21 protein-coding genes are annotated in these 18703 nt (G+C 62.5%); 19 read left to right on the top strand and 2 right to left on the bottom strand.

Annotation, left to right across the window (positions count from 1 at the left end; genetic code table 11):
- Positions 1-455: 455 nt before the first annotated feature.
- From FYJ24_RS08560 to FYJ24_RS08530, 7 genes are all read left to right on the top strand, one after another.
- Positions 456-1118: a sigma-70 RNA polymerase sigma factor region 4 domain-containing protein gene (locus FYJ24_RS08560; RefSeq protein WP_318656606.1), complete on the top strand. Its 663-nt coding sequence runs from the start codon at positions 456-458 to the stop codon at positions 1116-1118.
- Positions 1119-1430, top strand: a complete 312-nt coding sequence (locus FYJ24_RS08555) for a hypothetical protein (RefSeq protein WP_225872087.1) — start codon at positions 1119-1121, stop codon at positions 1428-1430. It abuts the gene before it with no gap.
- Positions 1427-1840 (top strand): hypothetical protein, encoded by a 414-nt coding sequence (locus FYJ24_RS08550; RefSeq protein ID WP_318656605.1) that lies wholly within the window; start codon positions 1427-1429, stop codon positions 1838-1840. The genes FYJ24_RS08555 and FYJ24_RS08550 overlap by 4 nt, the downstream gene beginning before the upstream one ends.
- Positions 1827-2972: a DUF2800 domain-containing protein gene (locus FYJ24_RS08545; RefSeq protein WP_154545461.1), complete on the top strand. Its 1146-nt coding sequence runs from the start codon at positions 1827-1829 to the stop codon at positions 2970-2972. The genes FYJ24_RS08550 and FYJ24_RS08545 overlap by 14 nt, the downstream gene beginning before the upstream one ends.
- Before the next feature lie 5 nt (positions 2973-2977).
- Entirely contained in the window at positions 2978-3529 is a 552-nt protein-coding gene (locus FYJ24_RS08540) for a DUF2815 family protein (protein WP_154545459.1), read from the top strand.
- 12 nt (positions 3530-3541) lie between these two features.
- On the top strand, positions 3542-3739 hold the full coding sequence (locus tag FYJ24_RS08535; protein ID WP_025252162.1) for a hypothetical protein: 198 nt from the start codon (positions 3542-3544) through the stop codon (positions 3737-3739).
- Between the two features lie 76 nt (positions 3740-3815).
- Positions 3816-5783 carry a DNA polymerase gene (locus tag FYJ24_RS08530; protein WP_154545457.1) on the top strand — a complete coding sequence of 656 codons (1968 nt, stop codon included), beginning with the start codon at positions 3816-3818 and terminating at the stop codon, positions 5781-5783.
- A 15-nt stretch (positions 5784-5798) separates the two neighbouring features.
- On the opposite strand, the gene FYJ24_RS08525 is transcribed toward FYJ24_RS08530, so the two are convergent.
- Complete coding sequence (locus FYJ24_RS08525; RefSeq protein WP_025252160.1) at positions 5799-6740, bottom strand: Abi family protein; 942 nt, start codon at positions 6738-6740, stop codon at positions 5799-5801.
- A gap of 423 nt (positions 6741-7163) precedes the next feature.
- Here FYJ24_RS08525 and FYJ24_RS08520 point away from each other — a divergent pair, with 423 nt between their 5' ends.
- From FYJ24_RS08520 to FYJ24_RS08490, 7 genes are all read left to right on the top strand, one after another.
- Complete coding sequence (locus tag FYJ24_RS08520; protein ID WP_154545455.1) at positions 7164-7928, top strand: phage antirepressor; 765 nt, start codon at positions 7164-7166, stop codon at positions 7926-7928.
- Entirely contained in the window at positions 7925-8368 is a 444-nt protein-coding gene (locus tag FYJ24_RS08515; protein WP_154545453.1) for a DUF7768 domain-containing protein, read from the top strand. Before FYJ24_RS08520 ends, FYJ24_RS08515 begins: the two co-directional genes overlap by 4 nt.
- Entirely contained in the window at positions 8365-10623 is a 2259-nt protein-coding gene (locus FYJ24_RS08510) for a phage/plasmid primase, P4 family (protein ID WP_154545451.1), read from the top strand. The genes FYJ24_RS08515 and FYJ24_RS08510 overlap by 4 nt, the downstream gene beginning before the upstream one ends.
- 133 nt (positions 10624-10756) lie before the next feature.
- Entirely contained in the window at positions 10757-11035 is a 279-nt protein-coding gene (locus FYJ24_RS08505) for a PDDEXK family nuclease (RefSeq protein ID WP_025252156.1), read from the top strand.
- Complete coding sequence (locus FYJ24_RS08500) at positions 11016-12392, top strand: DEAD/DEAH box helicase (RefSeq protein WP_154545449.1); 1377 nt, start codon at positions 11016-11018, stop codon at positions 12390-12392. Before FYJ24_RS08505 ends, FYJ24_RS08500 begins: the two co-directional genes overlap by 20 nt.
- A complete protein-coding gene (locus tag FYJ24_RS08495) occupies positions 12383-12844 on the top strand; it encodes a hypothetical protein (RefSeq protein WP_154545447.1) in 462 nt (153 codons plus the stop codon). The genes FYJ24_RS08500 and FYJ24_RS08495 overlap by 10 nt, the downstream gene beginning before the upstream one ends.
- A gap of 154 nt (positions 12845-12998) precedes the next feature.
- Positions 12999-13376: an HNH endonuclease gene (locus FYJ24_RS08490; RefSeq protein WP_154545445.1), complete on the top strand. Its 378-nt coding sequence runs from the start codon at positions 12999-13001 to the stop codon at positions 13374-13376.
- 211 nt (positions 13377-13587) lie between these two features.
- Here FYJ24_RS08490 and FYJ24_RS08485 read toward each other — a convergent pair whose 3' ends face one another.
- Positions 13588-14496 (bottom strand): hypothetical protein, encoded by a 909-nt coding sequence (locus tag FYJ24_RS08485; protein WP_154545443.1) that lies wholly within the window; start codon positions 14494-14496, stop codon positions 13588-13590.
- Positions 14497-14586: 90 nt separating this feature from the next.
- Here FYJ24_RS08485 and FYJ24_RS08480 point away from each other — a divergent pair, with 90 nt between their 5' ends.
- From FYJ24_RS08480 to FYJ24_RS08460, 5 genes are all read left to right on the top strand, one after another.
- Positions 14587-15159 carry a P27 family phage terminase small subunit gene (locus FYJ24_RS08480; RefSeq protein WP_025252151.1) on the top strand — a complete coding sequence of 191 codons (573 nt, stop codon included), beginning with the start codon at positions 14587-14589 and terminating at the stop codon, positions 15157-15159.
- An 88-nt stretch (positions 15160-15247) separates the two neighbouring features.
- Complete coding sequence (gene metK / locus FYJ24_RS08475) at positions 15248-16438, top strand: methionine adenosyltransferase (protein ID WP_154545441.1); 1191 nt, start codon at positions 15248-15250, stop codon at positions 16436-16438.
- Complete coding sequence (locus FYJ24_RS08470) at positions 16410-17660, top strand: site-specific DNA-methyltransferase (RefSeq protein WP_154545439.1); 1251 nt, start codon at positions 16410-16412, stop codon at positions 17658-17660. Before metK ends, FYJ24_RS08470 begins: the two co-directional genes overlap by 29 nt.
- A 47-nt stretch (positions 17661-17707) precedes the next feature.
- A complete protein-coding gene (locus tag FYJ24_RS08465; RefSeq protein ID WP_404814710.1) occupies positions 17708-18421 on the top strand; it encodes a hypothetical protein in 714 nt (237 codons plus the stop codon).
- Complete coding sequence (locus tag FYJ24_RS08460) at positions 18418-18654, top strand: DUF4314 domain-containing protein (RefSeq protein ID WP_154545437.1); 237 nt, start codon at positions 18418-18420, stop codon at positions 18652-18654. The genes FYJ24_RS08465 and FYJ24_RS08460 overlap by 4 nt, the downstream gene beginning before the upstream one ends.
- Positions 18655-18703: the final 49 nt, after the last annotated feature.

The raw sequence follows: 18703 nt of genomic DNA, 5'->3' as shown, positions 1-18703 counted from the left end.
CCACGGTTGTAAGTAAGGCGACGCGGTAGAGCACACGCCCTGCCAACCGCCGGAGGGACTCCGACTGGTTCCCATCAATTCCTAGGAAACCAGTCTACAAGAGCCCTTCGGTAGACGGTAGAGATGTTCGGCCGTGTCTCCTGGTCCAGTCACGTGGGTGGCCATGGTCAGACCATCCACCTCGTTGCTGAATCACACCTAACGGTGAGGCTCGGGCGGTCGACAGCGCGGGTCTTGCCAAGGAGGCTCGGCCACACCCGTGGTCGGGGTTCCTACAACGCCGAGCTGTGATCGAGCACGGTGGTCAACCGTTCATCGGGAGATCCGTTCGAGGCACGTCGGCGGGCATCTATTCGTAGATGCCCGCCTTCGCTGTCCCTTGAACGCTCTCTTGGTTGACCGGCACAACTTCATACCTCTGAACGGGTCTCCCTTCATTTCGAAGGGAGCCCACCGTGGCTACACCTACTTTCCAACCACAACCTCGCCCGTACTCCAGCCGCTGCAAGACCGACTCGAACGGGCAGGAACACTGGCAGATCTACCTGCCATCCAAGCGCGGATACGCATGGGTAGAACTCATCGACTTCCCAGACGATCACGAGTTCCGTGACCAGATCCTTGACCCGGATTTCCTCCCGGAGTGGAAACAGCTGTGGCTGGAGGACGCCTACCAGCGCTTTCGTGACCGTGAGAACGACCGCAAGCGTCGGGGCAAGGGCAAGCAAGCCGAGTTCGGGAGTGAGGACGACCTCCTCGATCCGGAGCGCCACGCAAAGCGGCAGCGGCGTGACTATGTGCGGGCGTTGGTGCGGGAGGGTGAGGCGTTCGATCCCGAGTTCCAGTTGATTCAGCAGACGAAAGCCGCCCAGTCTCGGCGAGTGCTCGCCGAGATCCTGCTGCCACTGACCGATCAGCAACGCAAGTACCTCACCTTGTCGCTTGGCAAAGAACTCTCCTATGCCGACATCGCCCGGCTGGAGCATCCCGACGCGGATCAGACCGAGATCAACAGGTTGGCCGATGCCGTGCGCAACTCCGTGAACCGTGCTCTGAAGCGGATCCACAAGAAGTTCGGCCACACCCGTCCGGATCTCGACTCCCTGCAGGGCGTATAGGTGCAAGCCCCAGCAACGGCAGGCGGCTTGCGGAACCTATCAGCCTTCGAGAAAGGGGAAACACTCATGGTGGGAAAGCACAAGCTTCGCATCAATCTCTCCGACGAGCCCGCCGCCGATGCGCTCGTCTCCGCCCGCACAGTCAGTCTGCGCGAACGCCTCCTAGCCAAGCTTTTCGGCCGCAAGCAGCGTGTCACCGTGCTTGTGCCGGGAAACCAAGTCGGCACGGTCGAGATCGTCGAACCAGCCGATGAACTGATGGCGTTGGCTGACGCGGCAGGTGTCACTCGTGAGGGTGGTGATGCGGCGTGAACGTCACTGACTCGAACAAGCACATCGCCGCGCTGAACAGGATCGCTGAGGGCCTGACGATGCTCGCCGCCGCGATCGAAGAAACTGCATGGGAATCGTTTGAGGATCATGCCGGGATGCCCGGTGCGCGTCCGATCGCCGCCGCCCAACTGGCCCAGCCCGACTTGGAAGAAGCGGCTGCCGAGTACGAGGCCACCCATCAGCAGGCACCGGAACCGGTACCTGAGCCGGAGCCGGTGTCGTTGGCTCAGGTGCGTGGACTCCTCGCCAGGCTCTCCAGCCAAGGGCTCACCGAGCAGGTGCGTGAGTTGATCGTCGCTACCGGCGCGGACAAGCTCTCAGCGGTCGACCCAGCTATGTACGGGTGGCTGTTGGAGCAGGCGAAGGAGCTGGCTGATGACTCCCAGTGATCACGCGCTGCTCAGCGCGTCTGGTGCGCACCGCTGGCTGAACTGCCCACCCAGCGCCGTATTGGAGTCCCGTGAGTCGGACTCGTCGTCGGCGGCTGCCGAGCAGGGCACTGTCGCACACGCCCTCGCGGAGTGGAAGCTCCGCCGTTCCCTCCACCAAGCGCCGACCTTCAAACCGGAATCCGACTGGATCGATGACGAGATGGAGCATCTGACCGACGACTACGTGTCGTTCGCGCAGGAGCACGTCTCGCTGGCTCGGGAGGCCTGTGGTGATCCGCAGGTGCTGATCGAGCAGCGCCTCGACTTCTCCCACGTCGTGCCGGGAGGTTTCGGCACCGGCGATTGCGTGATCATCGCCGAACCGAAGTTGCAGGTCATCGACCTCAAGTACGGGCAAGGCGTGTTGGTCGAGGCCGCACACAACCCGCAGCTCATGCTCTACGCGCTCGGAGCCATCCACGCTTTCGGGGATCTGTATGACATCGAGACCGTGGCGGTGACGATCTATCAGCCTCGGCGGGGCAACGTTGACACCTGGGAAACCTCCGTCGCCGACCTCGAAGCGTGGGCCGAGACGGAGGTGAAGCCGAAAGCCGAGCTGGCTGCGGCGGGTGGGGGCGAGTTCTGTCCCGGCTCGTGGTGCCAGTTCTGCCGCATCGCACCGACCTGCCGAGCACGCGTCGAAGCCAACCTCGCGCTCGCTCAACACGAGTTTGTGTCGCCGGCCGAGCTGACGGATGCGGAGATCGCGGACGTGCTGACAAGGATTCCCCAGCTCAAAACGTGGGCTGCGGATGTGGAGGCATACGCGCTCTCGCAGGCGGTGAACCAGGGCAAGCACTGGGACGGGTTCAAGCTCGTCGCCGGCAGGTCGATCCGCAAATACACCAACGAAACCGCTGTCGCGGAGGCGGCTCAGGCGGCCGGCTACGCCGACATCTACGACCGCAAGCTCATCACGCTCACGGCGATGGAACACCTCATGGGCAAGAAGACCTTCACCGAGGTGCTCGGCGACCTCGTGGTCAAGCCGGCGGGTAAGCCGACGCTCGTGCCCGAGAGCGATAAACGACCCGCGCTGGACATCCACAGCGCCGAATCCGAATTCACGAAAACAGAAAGCAGGTAACCATCATGTCAACCAAGAATCCGACCCGCGTCGTCACCGGCGAAGTCCGCCTCTCCTATGCGCACGTGTTCGAGCCGAACTCGATCCAGGGCGGCAAGCCCAAGTACTCGGTGTCGCTGATCATCCCGAAGACGGACACTGCCACCATCACCGCCATCGAGAAGGCGATCGACGCTGCGATCGACGCCGGTACGGCCAAGTTCGGGGGCAAGCGACCGAACAAGGCCGCGTTGAAGCTGCCGCTGCGTGACGGGGATACCGAGCGCGACGACGAAGCCTACGCAAACAGCTTCTTCGTCAACGCGAACTCGCTGACTCCTCCGCAGGTTGTGGACGAGAACGTCGCTCCGATCCTCGACCATTCCGAGGTGTACTCGGGCTGCTACGCCCGCGTGTCCCTGTCGTTCTACGCGTTCAACACGAACGGGAACAAGGGTGTGGCGTGCGGGCTGGGCAACATTCAGAAGCTCCGCGACGGTGAACCCCTCGGCGCAGGACGCATCTCCGCCGAGTCCGACTTTGGCAGCCCTGCCGCCAGCGACGACTTCCTCAACTAAGGAGACTGAATCATGAGTGACTGTTTCAACGCCATCACCCTCGCCGTGTGGGTCTACGTCCTGATCCCGTTCTGGATGGTCTGGGGCTACTACTGGATTAAGGACAAGCGGGCCCAACGCCGCGAACGTCAGCGCATCGATGAGCTGATCGCCAAGGAGAAGACCGAGCTCGACAGGATGAACGCCACCTACAACCTCGACCCGAAGTAACACCCCAGCAGTGAGGGAGCCACCAAACACCGGTTGGCTCCCTCACCTTCGCCTACCCGACTGCCCAGGATCCCTGATGCGCCAGATCTCTATCGATATTGAAACTTTCAGCCCAGCACCCCTAGCGAAAACCGGCGTCTACCCGTATGCCGAACCCCCCGACTTCCGCCTCCTCATCTTCGGCTACTCCGTTGACGGCGGCCCGGTGGAGGTCGTCGATCTCGCCAGCGGCCAGCAGCTGCCCGATGAGGTGCTCGCAGCATTGGTGGACCCGGGCGTGGTCAAGTGGGCGCATAATGCGGCGTTTGAGAGGGTCGTGCTCTCGGCGTGGCTGCGCCGCCACCACCCCGACCTCCTCACTGAGGAGTTTCTTGATCCGGCGCAGTGGCGCTGCACGATGGTGTGGTCGGCCTACCTCGGCCTGCCGATGAGCTTGGATGCGGTCGGTACGGCTCTTGACCTTGACGTTCAGAAGGACACGGCGGGTAAGCGGCTGATCAAACAGTTCTGCACCCCGGCCACGCCCTCCGTGCTCAACGGTGGCGGCACCCGCAACCTGCCCGGCAGCGACCCAGATGGTTGGCAAGCATTTGTGGAATACAACCGGCGCGATGTCGAGGTCGAGCTCGCGATCCACGACCGGCTCTCCCTGTTTCCGATGCCCGAGGTCGAGTGGGATGCCTACGTGCTAGATCAGCGCATCAATGACACGGGCATCCTGCTCGACCACACCCTTGCATATGCTGCCGTCGCGCTCGACGACCAGCATCGTGCGGTGACGTTGGCGAGGGCGCGGGAGTTGACCGGGTTGGAGACCCCGAACTCACCGATCCAGTTGAAGGGCTGGCTCACCACCCACGGTTGCGAGTTGGCGTCCTTGGCGAAGGCAGAAGTCGCAGCTGCGCTAGAGACTGCCACCGGCGTGGTGCGTGAGGTGCTGGAGCTGCGCGGCGACCTCGCGAAATCTTCGGTGAAGAAGTACCAGGCGATGCACAACGTCGCAGGCGCGGACGGGCGGGCACGCGGGCTGATCCAGTTCTACGGCGCGGGGCGTACCGGTAGGTTCGCCGGACGCCTCGTCCAAGTGCAGAACCTGCCGCGCAACTACCTGCCCGACCTCGACCAAGCCCGGACCCTCACCCGACAAGGCAACCTCGACGCGCTCGAACTTCTCTACGACTCTGTCCCGGACACGCTGTCCCAGTTGATCCGTACCGCGTTCATCCCCAGTGCTGGGTGCCGATTCATCGTGGCCGACTACTCCGCGATCGAAGCCCGAGTCATCGCCTGGCTCGCCGGAGAAGCATCCACCCTCCAAGCATTCCGCGACGGCAAAGACCTCTATTGCGAGACCGCGTCGCGTATGTTCGGCGTGCCCGTCGAAAAACACGGTGTCAACGCCGAGCTTCGCCAGAAGGGGAAGATCGCCACGCTGGCCTGCGGTTACAACGGCTCCGTCGGAGCGCTCAAGGCGATGGGTGCGCTGCGGATGGGGCTGGCCGAGCACGAGCTCAAACGGATCGTCGACGCCTGGCGGGCAGCGAACCCCAACATCGTGCAACTGTGGGCGGACGTCGAGCAGGCCGCGCTGGACGCGATCACCACCCGCAGTACCGTCCGGCTGCGCAACCTGTGTTTCTCGGTCGAGTCGGGCATCTTGTTCATCACCCTGCCCTCGGGCAGACGGCTGGCGTATGTGCAGCCGTGCCTGGGTGAGAACCGGTGGGGCGGCACCTCCATCACCTACAGCGGTGTCACGACCGGGCGCAAGTGGGGTCGGCTGGAAACCTATGGTGGGAAACTCGTCGAGAACATCGTCCAAGCAGTCGCCCGCGACCTCCTCGTCCACGCCATGGGGCTCGTCGCAGGGGCCGGGCATCGGATCGTCATGCACGTCCACGACGAAATCGTCATCGACGAACCCATGGGCTCCGGGTTCACCGTCGCCGATGCCTGCGCTTTCATGACCACCCCACCCGACTGGACAGATGGACTCCCGCTGGACGCCGACGGATACGAATGCTCGTATTACCGCAAGGACTGACCGGGCGGTGTAGAGCTAGTGGTCGGCGGTGAGCAGCTGCTTCTGCATTTCGCCGTAGCGGGCTGGGGTTGCGATGCCTGCGGCGAGAAGGGCATTCGTGGCAAGGATCGGCTCGACGCGGTTGGCGAGCCAATCCTGCTGGAGACCGGTCTTGGTGGCGACTTGGTCAAGCGCTACGAAGATCTTGTAGATCGAATGATCGCTGAACTGACGGTGGTCTCGTTTGGCTCGTCGGGCGATGTTGGAGAGGAGTCCTGGGCGGTCGAGAACAGCGTGGTTCCATAGCTTCGCACAGTGGGCGTTACGGTTGCGTAGGTAGACGAATGATCGGACTTGGCTTGGCAGTGTAGTTGGAGAAACGTTCATCGACGCTGCCATGTCGTGCAGCACTCCGGACTTGCTTGAAGCCTCAATAAGCCTGGACAGGCTGCCAAACGAGAATGCCTCAACCGCTACCCAGACGGGCATGCGTGCGTAGGCTTCGATGCTGTAAGCGTTGCCCGTCTTGATCTCATCACGGTAGTGAGACACAAAGGTCTCCTTGCTGCGATCCAGATTCGACAGCGCATGTTCTTCGACACGTTCGTCATTAGGATCAGGCGATTGCGTGAACCCGTCACCACGGGCGAACGTTCCGATCGCTCCGACATGCTGTGCGTAGTAGTAGGCGAACCGAGTTCGGAGTAGAACCTCGATCGGGTGGAGAACTTCGTCACAGACTGCAACCAGGTCTTGTTCGGCTTCGTAGAGCCGCTGAATCACTTCAAAGGATGAACCGTCGAGGAAGCGATTGTTGCCCGCCATTGGGTCAACTTGCCAGTAACGGAAATATCCCGAGAGCCGGTAGTAGTTCACGCGAGATAGGAACTCAGCTGCTGATGCGGCGTCAGTGACGGTCAAACCGCGTTCTTGAAGCAGTTTGACTTGTTCGTCGTAACTGAGCCAGCGCTTGACCATGAGCTCCCTAGAAAGTGAAAGGCCCCGGTCATTTGTGCATTGTCCCTTGCGGGACTAGAGGCCTGACCGGGGATCTATCGTCTTCTACGATACGTCAACGTGGACGCCTGGTCAACGTCACGTGCCGAAGTTGGCGTCTCCACACTAGAGATCCAGCCCACTCCCGACAGGGGTCGAGTCGAGCTGAACGGTTACCCACAACCTAGCCGGGTTCATACCGGCACTCCAGCGACGCGGGATGTGTCAAGGCTGCCGCAGCGATTCTCCGGTGACCCGTCCGGATTCGCCGGTCCTCGGGGGCATATGGGCGAGAGCCTTCCTCACGCCGCGTCCGGTTTCGGTACCTGCCGTGCCTGACAGGTGAGAGCCTGGCGCATCCCGCGCCCGCGATTGTCAACCCGGCTCTCAGAAAAGGAGCCGGTCATGGCTACCGCACTACAAGCGTTCACCAACCACGAGTTCGGCACGATCCGAACCATCACCTCCGGCGGGCAGGTGCTGTTCTGCGGCCGGGATGTTGCCACCGCCCTCGGCTACACCAACACGAGCAAGGCACTCCAAGATCATTGCAAGGGGGTTCCGTTTCGTTACCCCCTTGAGACGCCTGGTGGCATCCAGCAGGTCAGGTTCATCAGCGAAGGCGACCTGTACCGGCTGATCATCTCATCCAAGCTGCCCGCCGCCCAGCAGTTCGAGTCCTGGGTGTTCGACGAGGTACTCCCGTCCATCCGCCGCCACGGCCTCTACGCGATCGACGAACTGTTGGCCGACGATGAGTTCTTGGAGCGGGCGATCGCCACTTTGCGTTCTGAGCGTGCCAAGCGCCTCGCCGCCGAGCAAGCACTGCTGGAAGCGGCACCGAAGGTGTCCTACTACGACGTGGTGCTGGCCTCGCCGTCGCTGATCACCACCACCGAGATCGCGAAGGACTACGGCCTGTCGGCGAAGAAGCTCAACCAGATTCTGCGCGAGGAGCAGGTGCAGTTCCACCAGTCCGGCCGCTGGTTCCTCTACGCGAAATTTGCTGAGCAGGGCTACACCCAGTCCAAGACGCACGAGTACGACGAGGGCAAGACCCGAACCCACATGTACTGGACACAGAAAGGACGCCTGTTCATCTACGACCTGTTGAAGAACGAGCGTGGCCTGCTGCCGGTGATCGAGCGTGAAAGCGAGGACGCCCGATGAGCACCACTGCGCTTCTCGACATCGGTATCCCGAGGAAGAACATCGAAGGATACCCCGACCCGACCTGCTACAAGGCGCTGAAAGAGATTCAGCGCGCCGAGTACGGGTACCGGCCGCTGGTCTACATATGCTCCCCGTACTCCGGCGATGTGGAGGCGAACGTGGAACTCGCTCGCCGGTTCTGCAGCTTTGCTGTCGCGGCTCGCCAGATCCCGCTCGCCCCGCATCTGCATTATCCGCAGTTCATGGACGATGCCGACCCGGATGCCCGGGAGCTGGCCATGTTCATGGGCCGCATCCTGTTGTCGAAATGCGAACAGCTATGGGCCTACATCGGCCGGGTCAGTGCGGGGATGCGTGCCGAGATCGACTGGGCCCACCAGATGGACATCCCGATCTGCTTCTTCGACGCCGACTTCCAGGAGGTGCACCCCTCATGACACCGTTCACCTTGTGCGCCGCGACCAGTAGCGGCAACCCGCACAACAACCACTACCCGAACCGCCACCACATCACCGATGCCGCCGCCCTGCAGATGGTGGTGCGGTTGGATCACGTCGCAGCCACCTACACCGGTGATCGGCGCTCGTCGGCGAGTTTTGTCTCCTCAGACTGTGTGGTGATGGACATCGACAACGACCACACCGAAGAGTCATCCGACTGGGTGACACCGGAGAAGCTCGGCGAGTTGATAGCGGGTGTGGTGTTCCTGACCGCCACTTCCCGGAACCACCAGAAGCCGAAGGGAGCCTTATCGGCTAGGCCGCGTTTCCACGTCTACTTCCCGATCACCGAAGTGACGGACGCCGACACCTATGCGGGGTTGAAGCGTCGCCTGGCGGCCAGGTTCGGTTTCTTTGATCAGCAGGCGTTGGATGCCGGACGGTTCATCTACGGCACCCCCAACCCCGAGATCACCGTCCACGACGGCGCGAAGCTGCTGAATACCTGGCTGGACGAGGCCGATGAGATCGACGTGTTCGCGGCGTTCGACGCCTCGACCCAGGTGATCGGGGAAGGCTCCCGCAATGCCACCCTGTCCCGCTTCGCCGGGCGCGTCCTGATCCGCTACGGGCAGACCGCACAGGCCCGTGACCTGTTCGACCGGAAAGCATCCCTGTGTGAACCGCCACTGTCGGATCACGAGTTGGAGTCGATCTGGAACAGCGCGTGCCGGTTCGGCGCCAAGGTTGAGGCGCAGCCTGGTTATCTGTCGCCGGAAGCCTACGCGCAGTTGACGAGCCTGCGGCCGGATGATTTCACCGATGTGGGGCAGGCATCCATGCTGACCGCAGAATACTCCTCGCGTCTGGCGTTCACGGAGGCCACGGACTGGCTCGTCTACGAAGGCGGCGTGTGGTCTGAGTCTGCGCCTGCTGCGCAAGGAATCGCCCAGGAGCTCACCGACCGGCAACTCGCCGAGGCCGGGCATCTGCTGGAGAAAGCCCGCGACGAGCTCGCGGTGACGGGCGCGGACGCGGTGCTTGCAGCCGCATCGTCGAAAGCGAAAGCACTCGCCGGTTTCACTTCACCGCAGCGGGCCGCATACCGGGCATTTGAGGATGCGAAGACCTACGAGGCGTTCGTGTTGAAACGCCGCGAGTCCAGGGCGATCACCTCGTGCCTGCGGGAAGCGCACCCGATGTTGCTGACCACCCCAGACCGGCTGGACGCTGACCCGTATCTCCTCAACACGCCTGGTGGCACGTGGGATCTGCGTGACGGCACCCGACGCGACCACAACCCAACGGATCTGATCACGAAACAAACCGCGCTCGACCCCACCGACACGGGCACAGACATCTGGAACCAGGCGCTCAACGTGTTCTTCCAATCCGACCTGGAGCTGATCGGATATGTGCAGCGGATCGTTGGCCTGGCGGCGATCGGGAAGGTCATGGTCGAAGCCCTCGTGATCGCCTACGGGGATGGCCGCAACGGCAAGTCCACGTTCTGGAACACGATCGCGAGAGTGCTCGGCACGTATGCGGGCAACATGTCCGCCGACGTGCTCACCATTGGCGGGAACCGGAACGTCAAACCTGAACTTGCCGAAGCGAAAGGCAAACGGCTCATCATCGCCGCCGAGTCCGAGGAAGGCGTGCGCCTGTCCACCTCTACGGTCAAGCAGCTCGCCTCCACCGACCAGATCTACGCGGAGAAGAAGTACAAGGCACCGTTCGCGTTCACCCCGTCCCACACGCTCATCCTCTACACGAATCACCTGCCCAGGGTTGGCGCGATGGATGCAGGAATCTGGCGCAGGCTCATCGTGATCCCGTTCAACGCGGTCATCGACGGCAGCTCCGATGTGAAGAACTACGCCGACCACCTCTACGAGACCGCTGGCGGAGCGGTACTGGCATGGATCATGGAAGGCGCGCGCCTCATCCACGCCGAGGACTACCACCTGAAGGCCCCGGCCCGCGTGGTGGAGGCATCAGCGGCATATCGGGAAGAGAACAACTGGTTCGCCCATTTCCTCGACGCCCGCTGCGAGGTGGACCCGTCCCTATCCGAACGTGCCGGTGACCTGTACCAGGAGTATCGGGCGTGGGCGCAATCCACCAGCGGGTGGGCGCGGCCGATGGTCGACTTCAACGCCACTCTCGAACAATCCGGGTTTGAACGACGCAAATCCAAGCACGGCATGTACGTCTACGGACTGGCTCTGACCAGCGAGTTCAACAGCTAAACCCGATGAGGGTGACGACCGGTGACGACCGGTATTGAACTATTACTAAGGCCATAGAAATATCGCCTTTAGAAAAGTTCAGATCCACCTGTCACCAGTCGTCACCCCGTGGGAAACCACTCAAGGAGTGACCATGAATGAACACCACATCGAAGCCCAGCTCAAGAAGGCCATTGAAGCCTCCGGGGGCTTGTGCTGGAAGCTTGTCTGCCCTGGAACCACGGGCGTACCTGACCGACTATGCCTGATGGGAGGCCAGGTCGTCTTCGTCGAAGTCAAAGCCCCGGGCAAGAAGCCTCGGCCGATCCAACGCCGCCGGATGAACCAACTACAGGCGCAGGGCTTCACCGCGCTGGTCGTTGACTCGATCGACGGCATCCAGGAGGTGCTTGATGCGCTACCGGCCGCATAACTACCAGACCCAGGCCACCGGGTTCATCCTCGACCACCACGAGGCGGCCATCCTCCTGGGCATGGGACTCGGCAAGAGTGTCATCACCCTGACGGCGATCTGGGAGCTGCTGCTCGACTACTTCACTGTCTCCCGCGTCTTGATCGTCGCGCCGTTGCGTGTTGCCCGAGACACCTGGCCGACCGAAGCCGCCAAGTGGGATCACCTCGAGGGGCTGTCGGTGGCGGTGGCTGTCGGCACCAAGCAAGACCGGCTCGACGCGCTGGCCAAGTCGGCGATGGTGACCGTCATCAACCGGGAAAACATCCCCTGGCTGGTCAGCTATTACGGCGATAGCTGGCCGTTCGACATGGTCGTCATCGACGAACTGAGCTCGTTTAAGAATCATCGGGCGAAGCGGTTTACGGCGTTGGTGAAGATGCGACCGCACGTGAAGCGCTGGGTCGGCCTGACCGGCACCCCCGCCTCCAACGGTCTGATGGATATCTGGGCGCAGTTCCGGCTCCTCGACGGCGGCGAGCGTCTCGGCAGGTTCATCACCCGCTACCGCGACCGCTGGTTTCTGCCCGATAAGCGCAACGGAATGCAGGTGTTCACCTACAAGCCCCGCGAGGGTGCGGAGGACGTGATCTACGACGCCATCGCCGACATGACGTTGTCGATGCGCACCATCGACCACCTCACGCTGCCTGATCTGACGGTGACGACCACACCGGTGGTGCTCGGAGACAAAGAACGGACCGTGTATGAGCAGCTGAAGGCCGACCTGGTTGTTGATCTGGACGGGCAGGTGGTGGATGCGGCGAACGCTGCCGCGCTGTCGGGCAAGCTGCTGCAGCTCGCCTCCGGTGCGATCTACGACGAGCACGGGAACACGGTCGAGGTGCATGGGGCGAAACTCGATGCCCTCGAAGACATCCTCGAAGCTGCCAACGGCCAAACCGTGCTCGTCGCCTACTGGTTCAAGCACGACCTCGCCAGAATCCACCAGCGTTTCCCGGACGCCCGCGAACTCAAGACGTCGGCGGACATCGAGGCGTGGAACCTGGGCAACATCCCGCTTGGCCTGATCCACCCCGCATCCGCCGGGCACGGCGTGAATCTGCAGGCCGGTGGCCACCTGCTTGTGTGGTTCTCGCTGACCTGGAGCTTGGAGCTGTATCAGCAGACCAACGCCCGGCTGTATCGGCAAGGACAGGCCGAGCCGGTCACCATCACCCACCTCGCCGCTACCGGCACCCTCGACCAGGCCGTCCTCAAGGCGCTGGAGGCGAAGGACATGACTCAGGCCGCGTTGATCGACGCGGTCGCCACCGAACTGTCAACCACCCTCAGGAAGGAGTCGTCATGCATGTGATGACCAAATACCTCGACACCCGCAAAGCCGCCATATCCGCGTTGCAGGACTTCGCCGTGATGGAGCAGATCATCGACACCACCGACGAGCAAATCAAGACCGCCTACGACGACGTCACCACCCCGGCCTCACCGAAACTCGACGGGATGCCACGTCACACGGATCTGCACGCTGGGGAGATGCGTGTGGCGGCCACGTTGGATCGGATCGACATCTACCGTGCCCGCTACACCCAAGCGCGTGAGTACATGGCGTGGTTCCTGCCTGCCTGGCAGCTGCTCACCGACGACGACAGGTTCGTGCTCGAAGCGTTCTTCCTCGGCGACGGTACCCAGGATGATGCGGTGCAGACGGTGTGTGACCACTTCTATGTGGAGCGCACCAGCGCCTACCAGAAGAAGTCACGGGCGCTCGCCCGGCTGGCGTCGGCGCTGTATGGGCAGGCTGCGTGAATCCAGCCGCCAAAAGGTGTCAAGAACAGCGGATGCATTTACCGTTTCCGGCCTGCAATGATGTAGGTGGTTGAAAAGTAGGAAAAGCCCCAGGGCAAGCCCGGTCATCGGCTGGGTGCCTTGGGGTTTTGCCGTGTCCGGGAAGGAGCACGGTATGCCTTCGAAGCCTGCGCGTCCGTGTTCCCAGCCCGGCTGCCCGAACCTCACCCACGACCGCTACTGCCCGGAGCATGCCAAGGCTGAGGACGAGCGGTACCGCAAGTGGCAGCGTGACCCGAAGATCAACCGGCGTTACGGTGCTCGCTGGCGCAAGATCCGTGCCGCCTACATCGCCGCCCACCCGCTGTGCGAGAACTGCCTCGCGACCAGCCGGTACACGCCCGCGCAGGAAGTCCACCACGTCATCCCGCTGGAGCACGGCGGCACCCACGACCCCGGCAACCTCCGGAGCCTGTGTAAGCCGTGCCACTCCCGACAGTCGGCGCTCGACGGCGACCGGTGGAGGCAAGCACCTCGGGTCTACACCTACTGAAATCTTCGCCACGTCGCCCGCTGTCGCGCCGAGACCATGGAACCTCAGATTGCCGACCTCGACGCTGTTCGGCGGACATTGGGCAACGTCGCGGTGCTGGCGAGGGGGTCGGGGCCTCTCGATCTCTACGGACTTCGGACAGGTCAGCGGGCGGGGCCAACCGCGCACAAAGTCCCCGAATCAAACAGGGTATTGACCCGAGGCTGCCGATTCAGACTTGTCGGGGCCCCACGGAGTCAAGGAGAGCGAGGATATGAGAGGGATTTTGGATGAGATCAACCAGCCCGTCGAGGAGATCCGGATTGAGGTGGTCGGTATTGCTTGCGCTAACGGTCCTGAAAGCACCTGCTAAACGGGGCCGTACCCGGTCAGGTACGCTCGCTTCCTTGACCTTCAGCTGAACGTCCTGCCATGTAGCCAGGCGTTGTTTCTTCCTAGCTGGCGTTTTGGTCGCTACGGGTATCTGAATTCCAGATACCGACTCGATCGCGTCTGCGGTAAGTGCCAACGAAATGCTGCCTTCGTCCTCGTGTTCGTTGATGTAGCGGTAGACGGAATGTCCGGGGTTCAGGAACTTCTCTGGTTGTGCATCGCCGACCCAGTTCGTTGGTTCGCGATGAACTCCCGGCTCGATGCCCACAGCGTCGTCGAGCACTACTCGGTACAGGTAGAACGGGGCGTCGCCCTCGGGCTGGTCATCCATTCGCCTGAGCATGTTCTCGATTGCTGCCTCGTAGGTGCCGACGTGAAGGGCTTTGGATTTCTGTTGTTCAGCCCATCGGTCGACAGCGCCTGCACCGCACATCCTCGTCATGCGCTGAACGGTCTCTGGAGTCAGCTTCTCCCGTGGATCGAACTCCTTCTGGGGCCAGTCCGGGATCGTGCTGGTGTGGTACCAGAACATCCGAAGAACCTGATGATCGACTATTGCTGGATCATCAGGGTCGTACGTGGGGCGAGCCCGGTCTTCTTCGGTGCAGTCGATCCCGCATTCGGGGCAGAGCTCGTTGCCCTGCTCCCAGCTTTCCATCCAGTCGTGGCTGACGAGTTCTTCGTGTCCACAACGTCCGCAGCGCATCCGTCGCGGCCGCCCGAAATCGATGTCACGCTCAATACGCATATCCCCATTATCGAACGGTTACGACCGATAGCGGGGTTCCCACTCCTGGCCTCCATACCCGGGCCACTGGCCTAGAGAAGGAGGTAATCCATGGCCAAGGACGGCACCAACCGGGGCGGCCGCCGCGTCAGAGCAGGAGCGAAACCTGATCCGCTGAACGAGAAGCTCGCCGCCGGACGGCCCGCCACCCGCCTGGAGGACCCACTGAACGAACCGTTCGACTTTGAGGGCGGCGACATCGGTGCCGGTGCGGTGCTCGCCGGGGAGACCATGCCCGAACCGTCCGACTACCTATCCGAGGTTCAGCGCGACGGCAAACCGCTGGGCGCTGACATCGTCTACCGGGAAACCTGGCAGTGGCTTGATCAGCGCGGCTGTTCGCAGTTCGTGGCACCAAGGTTGATTGAGTCGTACGCGCAGGCCTTCGCCCGCTATGTGCAGTGCGAGCAGGCGATCTCCAAGTTCGGCCTGCTCGGCAAACACCCCACCACAGGTGCCGCCATCGCGTCCCCGTTCGTCGCCATGTCGCAGTCGTTCGGGAAGCAGGCGAATGTGTATTGGTACGAGATTTACGAGATCGTGCGCGCCACCTGCACGAGCGACTATGCGGGTGCCACGCCCGGTGACGAGGTGATGGAGCAGCTGCTGAAGGCCCGCTCCTAACCAGCCCAGCCCCTGTTCGTTGCGCCTGCCCCCAATTCGGGGTGGGCGCTGTTCTTTCCCCCTGTGTTTCGTGGAAGCGAGTTCACCCATGTCTACTGTCCGTACTGCCGAGTCCGTGTGTGCTGGTCATCCGGACAAGCTGTGCGACCAGATCGCCGACCAGATCCTCGACGACATCCTCTGGGAGGACAAGGCTGCCCGGGTGGCGGTGGAGGTGATGGCCGCAGGCAGGCGGATCATTGTCACCGGCGAGATTACCACCGACCACCGCCCGCGTATTCGGGAGTCGGTGCGCACCGGCCTCGCGAAAGCCGGTTACAGTCCGCTCGGGTTTCTGATCTACGTGTGGACGCGCCGACAATCCGGCGACATCAACGCGGGAGTGTCCACCTCCCTGGAGGCACGCGCAGGCGACAGCTCGGCGTTCGCGCTGCAGGGGGCGGGTGATCAGGGCACCGTCTACGGCTACGCCACTGTCGAGACTCCCGAACGGCTTCCGCTGCCGCTCGTCTTGGCACACCACATCTGCAAGCGTCTCGACACCGCCCGCACCGACGGCACTATCACGGGGATCAAACCGGACGGGAAAGCACAGGTCTCGGTGCGCTACGACGACACCGGCACACCCGTAGCCATCGCCACCGTGATCGTGTCTGTCCAGCACGAGGCGGGCAAGGATCTGGAAGCGCTCACCCGCGAGGTCGAGTCGCTGATTGTGGCTCCGGCCTGCCAGCGCTATCTGCCTGTGGACGGTGACACGGAGGTGTTTGTGAATCCGTCGGGCAGGTTCGTCGAGGGAGGTCCTCGCGCGGACATCGGGTTGACGGGTCGGAAGCTCATGGTCGACACCTACGGCGGGCTTGCCCCGCATGGTGGGGGCGCGTTCTCCGGGAAAGACCCCTCCAAGGTCGACCGGTCTGCGGCCTACATGGCGCGCCTGATCGCTCGCACGATCGTCGACGCCGGGCTGGCTGCTGAATGCCAAGTCGCGATCAGCTATGCGATTGGGAAGGCTGATCCGGTCGCCTTCAGCGTGGACACGCTCGGCACGGGCGAATACGCCGACCACATCTTGACCGCAGCTGCACGCGATGTGTTCCCCCTGCGGCCGGCGGGGATTATCGACGCCCTCGCCCTGTGCACACCCCGCTACCGGGATCTGGCGGTCTACGGGCACATGGGCAGGGACTGGACGCGCTGGGAACAAACCTGGCGCTACGAGCGCGAGCTGGGGAAGGCGGTGGAAACGCATGCGCATCGAACAGCTACCCATCGCTGACCTCACGCCCGCTGTCTACAACCCCCGCAAGGATCTGAAGCCCGGCGACCCCGACTACGAGAAACTCAAGCGGTCGCTGACGGAGTTCGGATACGTCGAACCTGTCATCTGGAACAAGACCACCGGGCATGTCGTCGGCGGCCACCAGCGCCTCAAAATCCTCGAAGACCTCGACCACACCACTGTCGACTGTGTCGTTGTCGAGCTGGACGAGACGCGGGAGAAGGCGCTCAATGTTGCGCTCAACAAGATCAGTGGTGACTGGGACCAGGACAAGCTCGCACTCTTGATTGCTGACCTCGATGCGAGTGATTTCGACGCGGAACTGACGGGTCTCGATGACGATGAGATCGCCCAGCTCATCGGTTCCCTTGACGAGGACGATGTTAAGGATGACGACTTTGATCTGACAGCCGCCCTGGAGGCCGCCGCGTTCGTGCAGCGCGGGGATGTGTGGACAATCGGTCGGCACCGGCTCGTCTGCGGTGACGCCACCAACCCCGACGACATCGCGGTGTTGATGGACGACCAGCGCGCCAACCTGGTGCTCACGGACCCGCCGTACAACGTCGCATTTGAATCGTCTGACGGCTTGTCGATCAAGAACGACAAGATGGGCGCGGACGCGTTCTACGAGTTCCTGCTCGCCGCCTTTACCCAGATGGCGGAAGTGTGTGAGAAGGGCGCGTCAGCGTATGTGTTCCACGCCGACACCGAAGGTCTGAACTTCCGGCGCGCCTTCCAAGACGCAGGCTTCAAGCTCTCGGGCTGTTGTATCTGGGTGAAGGACTCCCTCGTGCTGGGGCGATCCCCGTACCAGTGGCAACACGAGCCGATCCTGTACGGCTGGGTAAAGACGGGTAAGCACAAGTGGTACGCCGACCGGAAACAAACCACCATCTGGCGGTTTGATAAGCCCCGTCGCAACGCTGATCATCCGACCTCAAAGCCGCTGGACTTATTGGCGTATCCGATCGGGAACTCCACCCAATCCAACGCGATCGTGCTCGACACATTCGCCGGCTCCGGCTCCACGCTGATGGCGTGCGAGGCGACCGACCGGATCGCCTACTGCATGGAGCTCGATGAGAAGTACGCCTCCGTGATCTTGCGCCGCTACGTCGAGGCCACCGGGGATGCCGCCGGAATCACCTGCCTACGCGACGGTGAACAGATCGCGTATCTGGATGCGGTGAAGGTCGTAGATCGAGGCAAGAAATAGGTGGCTGTCACGGCTTGCTATTCAGGCGGAATAGAGTGTGTATGTACATGACCAAAAATCACCCCGACCAGGGGAAACAACTAAAGGAGATGGTCATGACAACAATCCAGTTCGCCAAACAGAAGAAAAGCCGCAAACAGCTCGCCGCGCTCATCGCCACTCATCTCGGCGCGCATGCCGAGTACTTGGGTACCCCGTCGTTCGCCTACCAGATGGGCCAGGCCACATTGGATCGTGACTGGCTGCTGCATCTGCCCGGCACCGCCGACAGCGCCGTCCTAGCTGAAGCCGCCGCGCAGGCCGGATTCCCAGCAGACACGCCGGTGGCCCAGGAGTTGGGGTTGACGTTGGTGTTCCCAACCACCGACTGGAACGAGGCAACCGCCGGGAAGGTGGAGGCGACCTTGGCGGCGAAAGGACGGCTCATCGCCACAGCTCTCCAGATCCCAGCGACTCCGATGCACATCGACGCCGACGCGGGGATGGTCGAATTCCCCTGGTTCGACCAGGTGCCCGACCCGCAGGTTGTGGAGGCTGCCACGGTGCTGATCGCCCGGATCTTCGAGCACGCCAAGGTCGCCACGAGAATGTCCGCGAAGCCTGCCGAGACGGGCGGGAACGACAAGTATGCGATGCGCTGCTGGCTGCTGCGCCTCGGCATGATCGGCGACAGCTACAAGAACGTGCGCCGAGTCCTGCTGGCGAATTTGGAAGGTAACGCGGCATGGAAAACGCTGCTCGCAACGGAGGCTGTGCGATGAATGCGAATGTGGAAGGGCGGCGAATCCGGCTGGTGGCAACCACCGACCCATACACGCGCCTGGCTCCCGGCGATGAGGGAACCATCATGTTCGTCGATGACGCTGGCACGGTGCACGTGGACTGGGACTGCGGCTCCACCCTCGGCCTCATCCCCGGCGAAGACGCGTGGGAAACCCTCCCGAAACAGGCAATTGATTCTCCGTTCGAGAATCAGCGAAGAACGACTGGATAAGCACCCGCCCCTATGGCTGTATATGTCACACGCCAACCAGATAGGAGCC

This window comes from Scrofimicrobium canadense, assembly GCF_009696615.1.
Lineage (GTDB): Bacteria > Actinomycetota > Actinomycetes > Actinomycetales > Actinomycetaceae > Scrofimicrobium > Scrofimicrobium canadense.
The sequence above is the reverse complement of the archived record's forward strand: the minus strand, read 5'-3'. Positions and strand labels throughout refer to the sequence as shown.

Coding starts and splice junctions, on each gene's coding strand:
- FYJ24_RS08545 (WP_154545461.1), top strand. CDS start 1,827: ATGACTCCCAGTGATCACGCGCTGCTCAGCGCGTCTGGTGCGCACCGC.
- FYJ24_RS08540 (WP_154545459.1), top strand. CDS start 2,978: ATGTCAACCAAGAATCCGACCCGCGTCGTCACCGGCGAAGTCCGCCTC.
- FYJ24_RS08535 (WP_025252162.1), top strand. CDS start 3,542: ATGAGTGACTGTTTCAACGCCATCACCCTCGCCGTGTGGGTCTACGTC.
- FYJ24_RS08530 (WP_154545457.1), top strand. CDS start 3,816: ATGCGCCAGATCTCTATCGATATTGAAACTTTCAGCCCAGCACCCCTA.
- FYJ24_RS08525 (WP_025252160.1), bottom strand. CDS start 6,740: ATGGTCAAGCGCTGGCTCAGTTACGACGAACAAGTCAAACTGCTTCAA.
- FYJ24_RS08520 (WP_154545455.1), top strand. CDS start 7,164: ATGGCTACCGCACTACAAGCGTTCACCAACCACGAGTTCGGCACGATC.
- FYJ24_RS08515 (WP_154545453.1), top strand. CDS start 7,925: ATGAGCACCACTGCGCTTCTCGACATCGGTATCCCGAGGAAGAACATC.
- FYJ24_RS08510 (WP_154545451.1), top strand. CDS start 8,365: ATGACACCGTTCACCTTGTGCGCCGCGACCAGTAGCGGCAACCCGCAC.
- FYJ24_RS08505 (WP_025252156.1), top strand. CDS start 10,757: ATGAATGAACACCACATCGAAGCCCAGCTCAAGAAGGCCATTGAAGCC.
- FYJ24_RS08500 (WP_154545449.1), top strand. CDS start 11,016: ATGCGCTACCGGCCGCATAACTACCAGACCCAGGCCACCGGGTTCATC.
- FYJ24_RS08495 (WP_154545447.1), top strand. CDS start 12,383: ATGCATGTGATGACCAAATACCTCGACACCCGCAAAGCCGCCATATCC.
- FYJ24_RS08490 (WP_154545445.1), top strand. CDS start 12,999: ATGCCTTCGAAGCCTGCGCGTCCGTGTTCCCAGCCCGGCTGCCCGAAC.
- FYJ24_RS08485 (WP_154545443.1), bottom strand. CDS start 14,496: ATGCGTATTGAGCGTGACATCGATTTCGGGCGGCCGCGACGGATGCGC.
- FYJ24_RS08480 (WP_025252151.1), top strand. CDS start 14,587: ATGGCCAAGGACGGCACCAACCGGGGCGGCCGCCGCGTCAGAGCAGGA.
- metK (WP_154545441.1), top strand. CDS start 15,248: ATGTCTACTGTCCGTACTGCCGAGTCCGTGTGTGCTGGTCATCCGGAC.
- FYJ24_RS08470 (WP_154545439.1), top strand. CDS start 16,410: ATGCGCATCGAACAGCTACCCATCGCTGACCTCACGCCCGCTGTCTAC.
- FYJ24_RS08465 (WP_404814710.1), top strand. CDS start 17,708: ATGACCAAAAATCACCCCGACCAGGGGAAACAACTAAAGGAGATGGTC.
- FYJ24_RS08460 (WP_154545437.1), top strand. CDS start 18,418: ATGAATGCGAATGTGGAAGGGCGGCGAATCCGGCTGGTGGCAACCACC.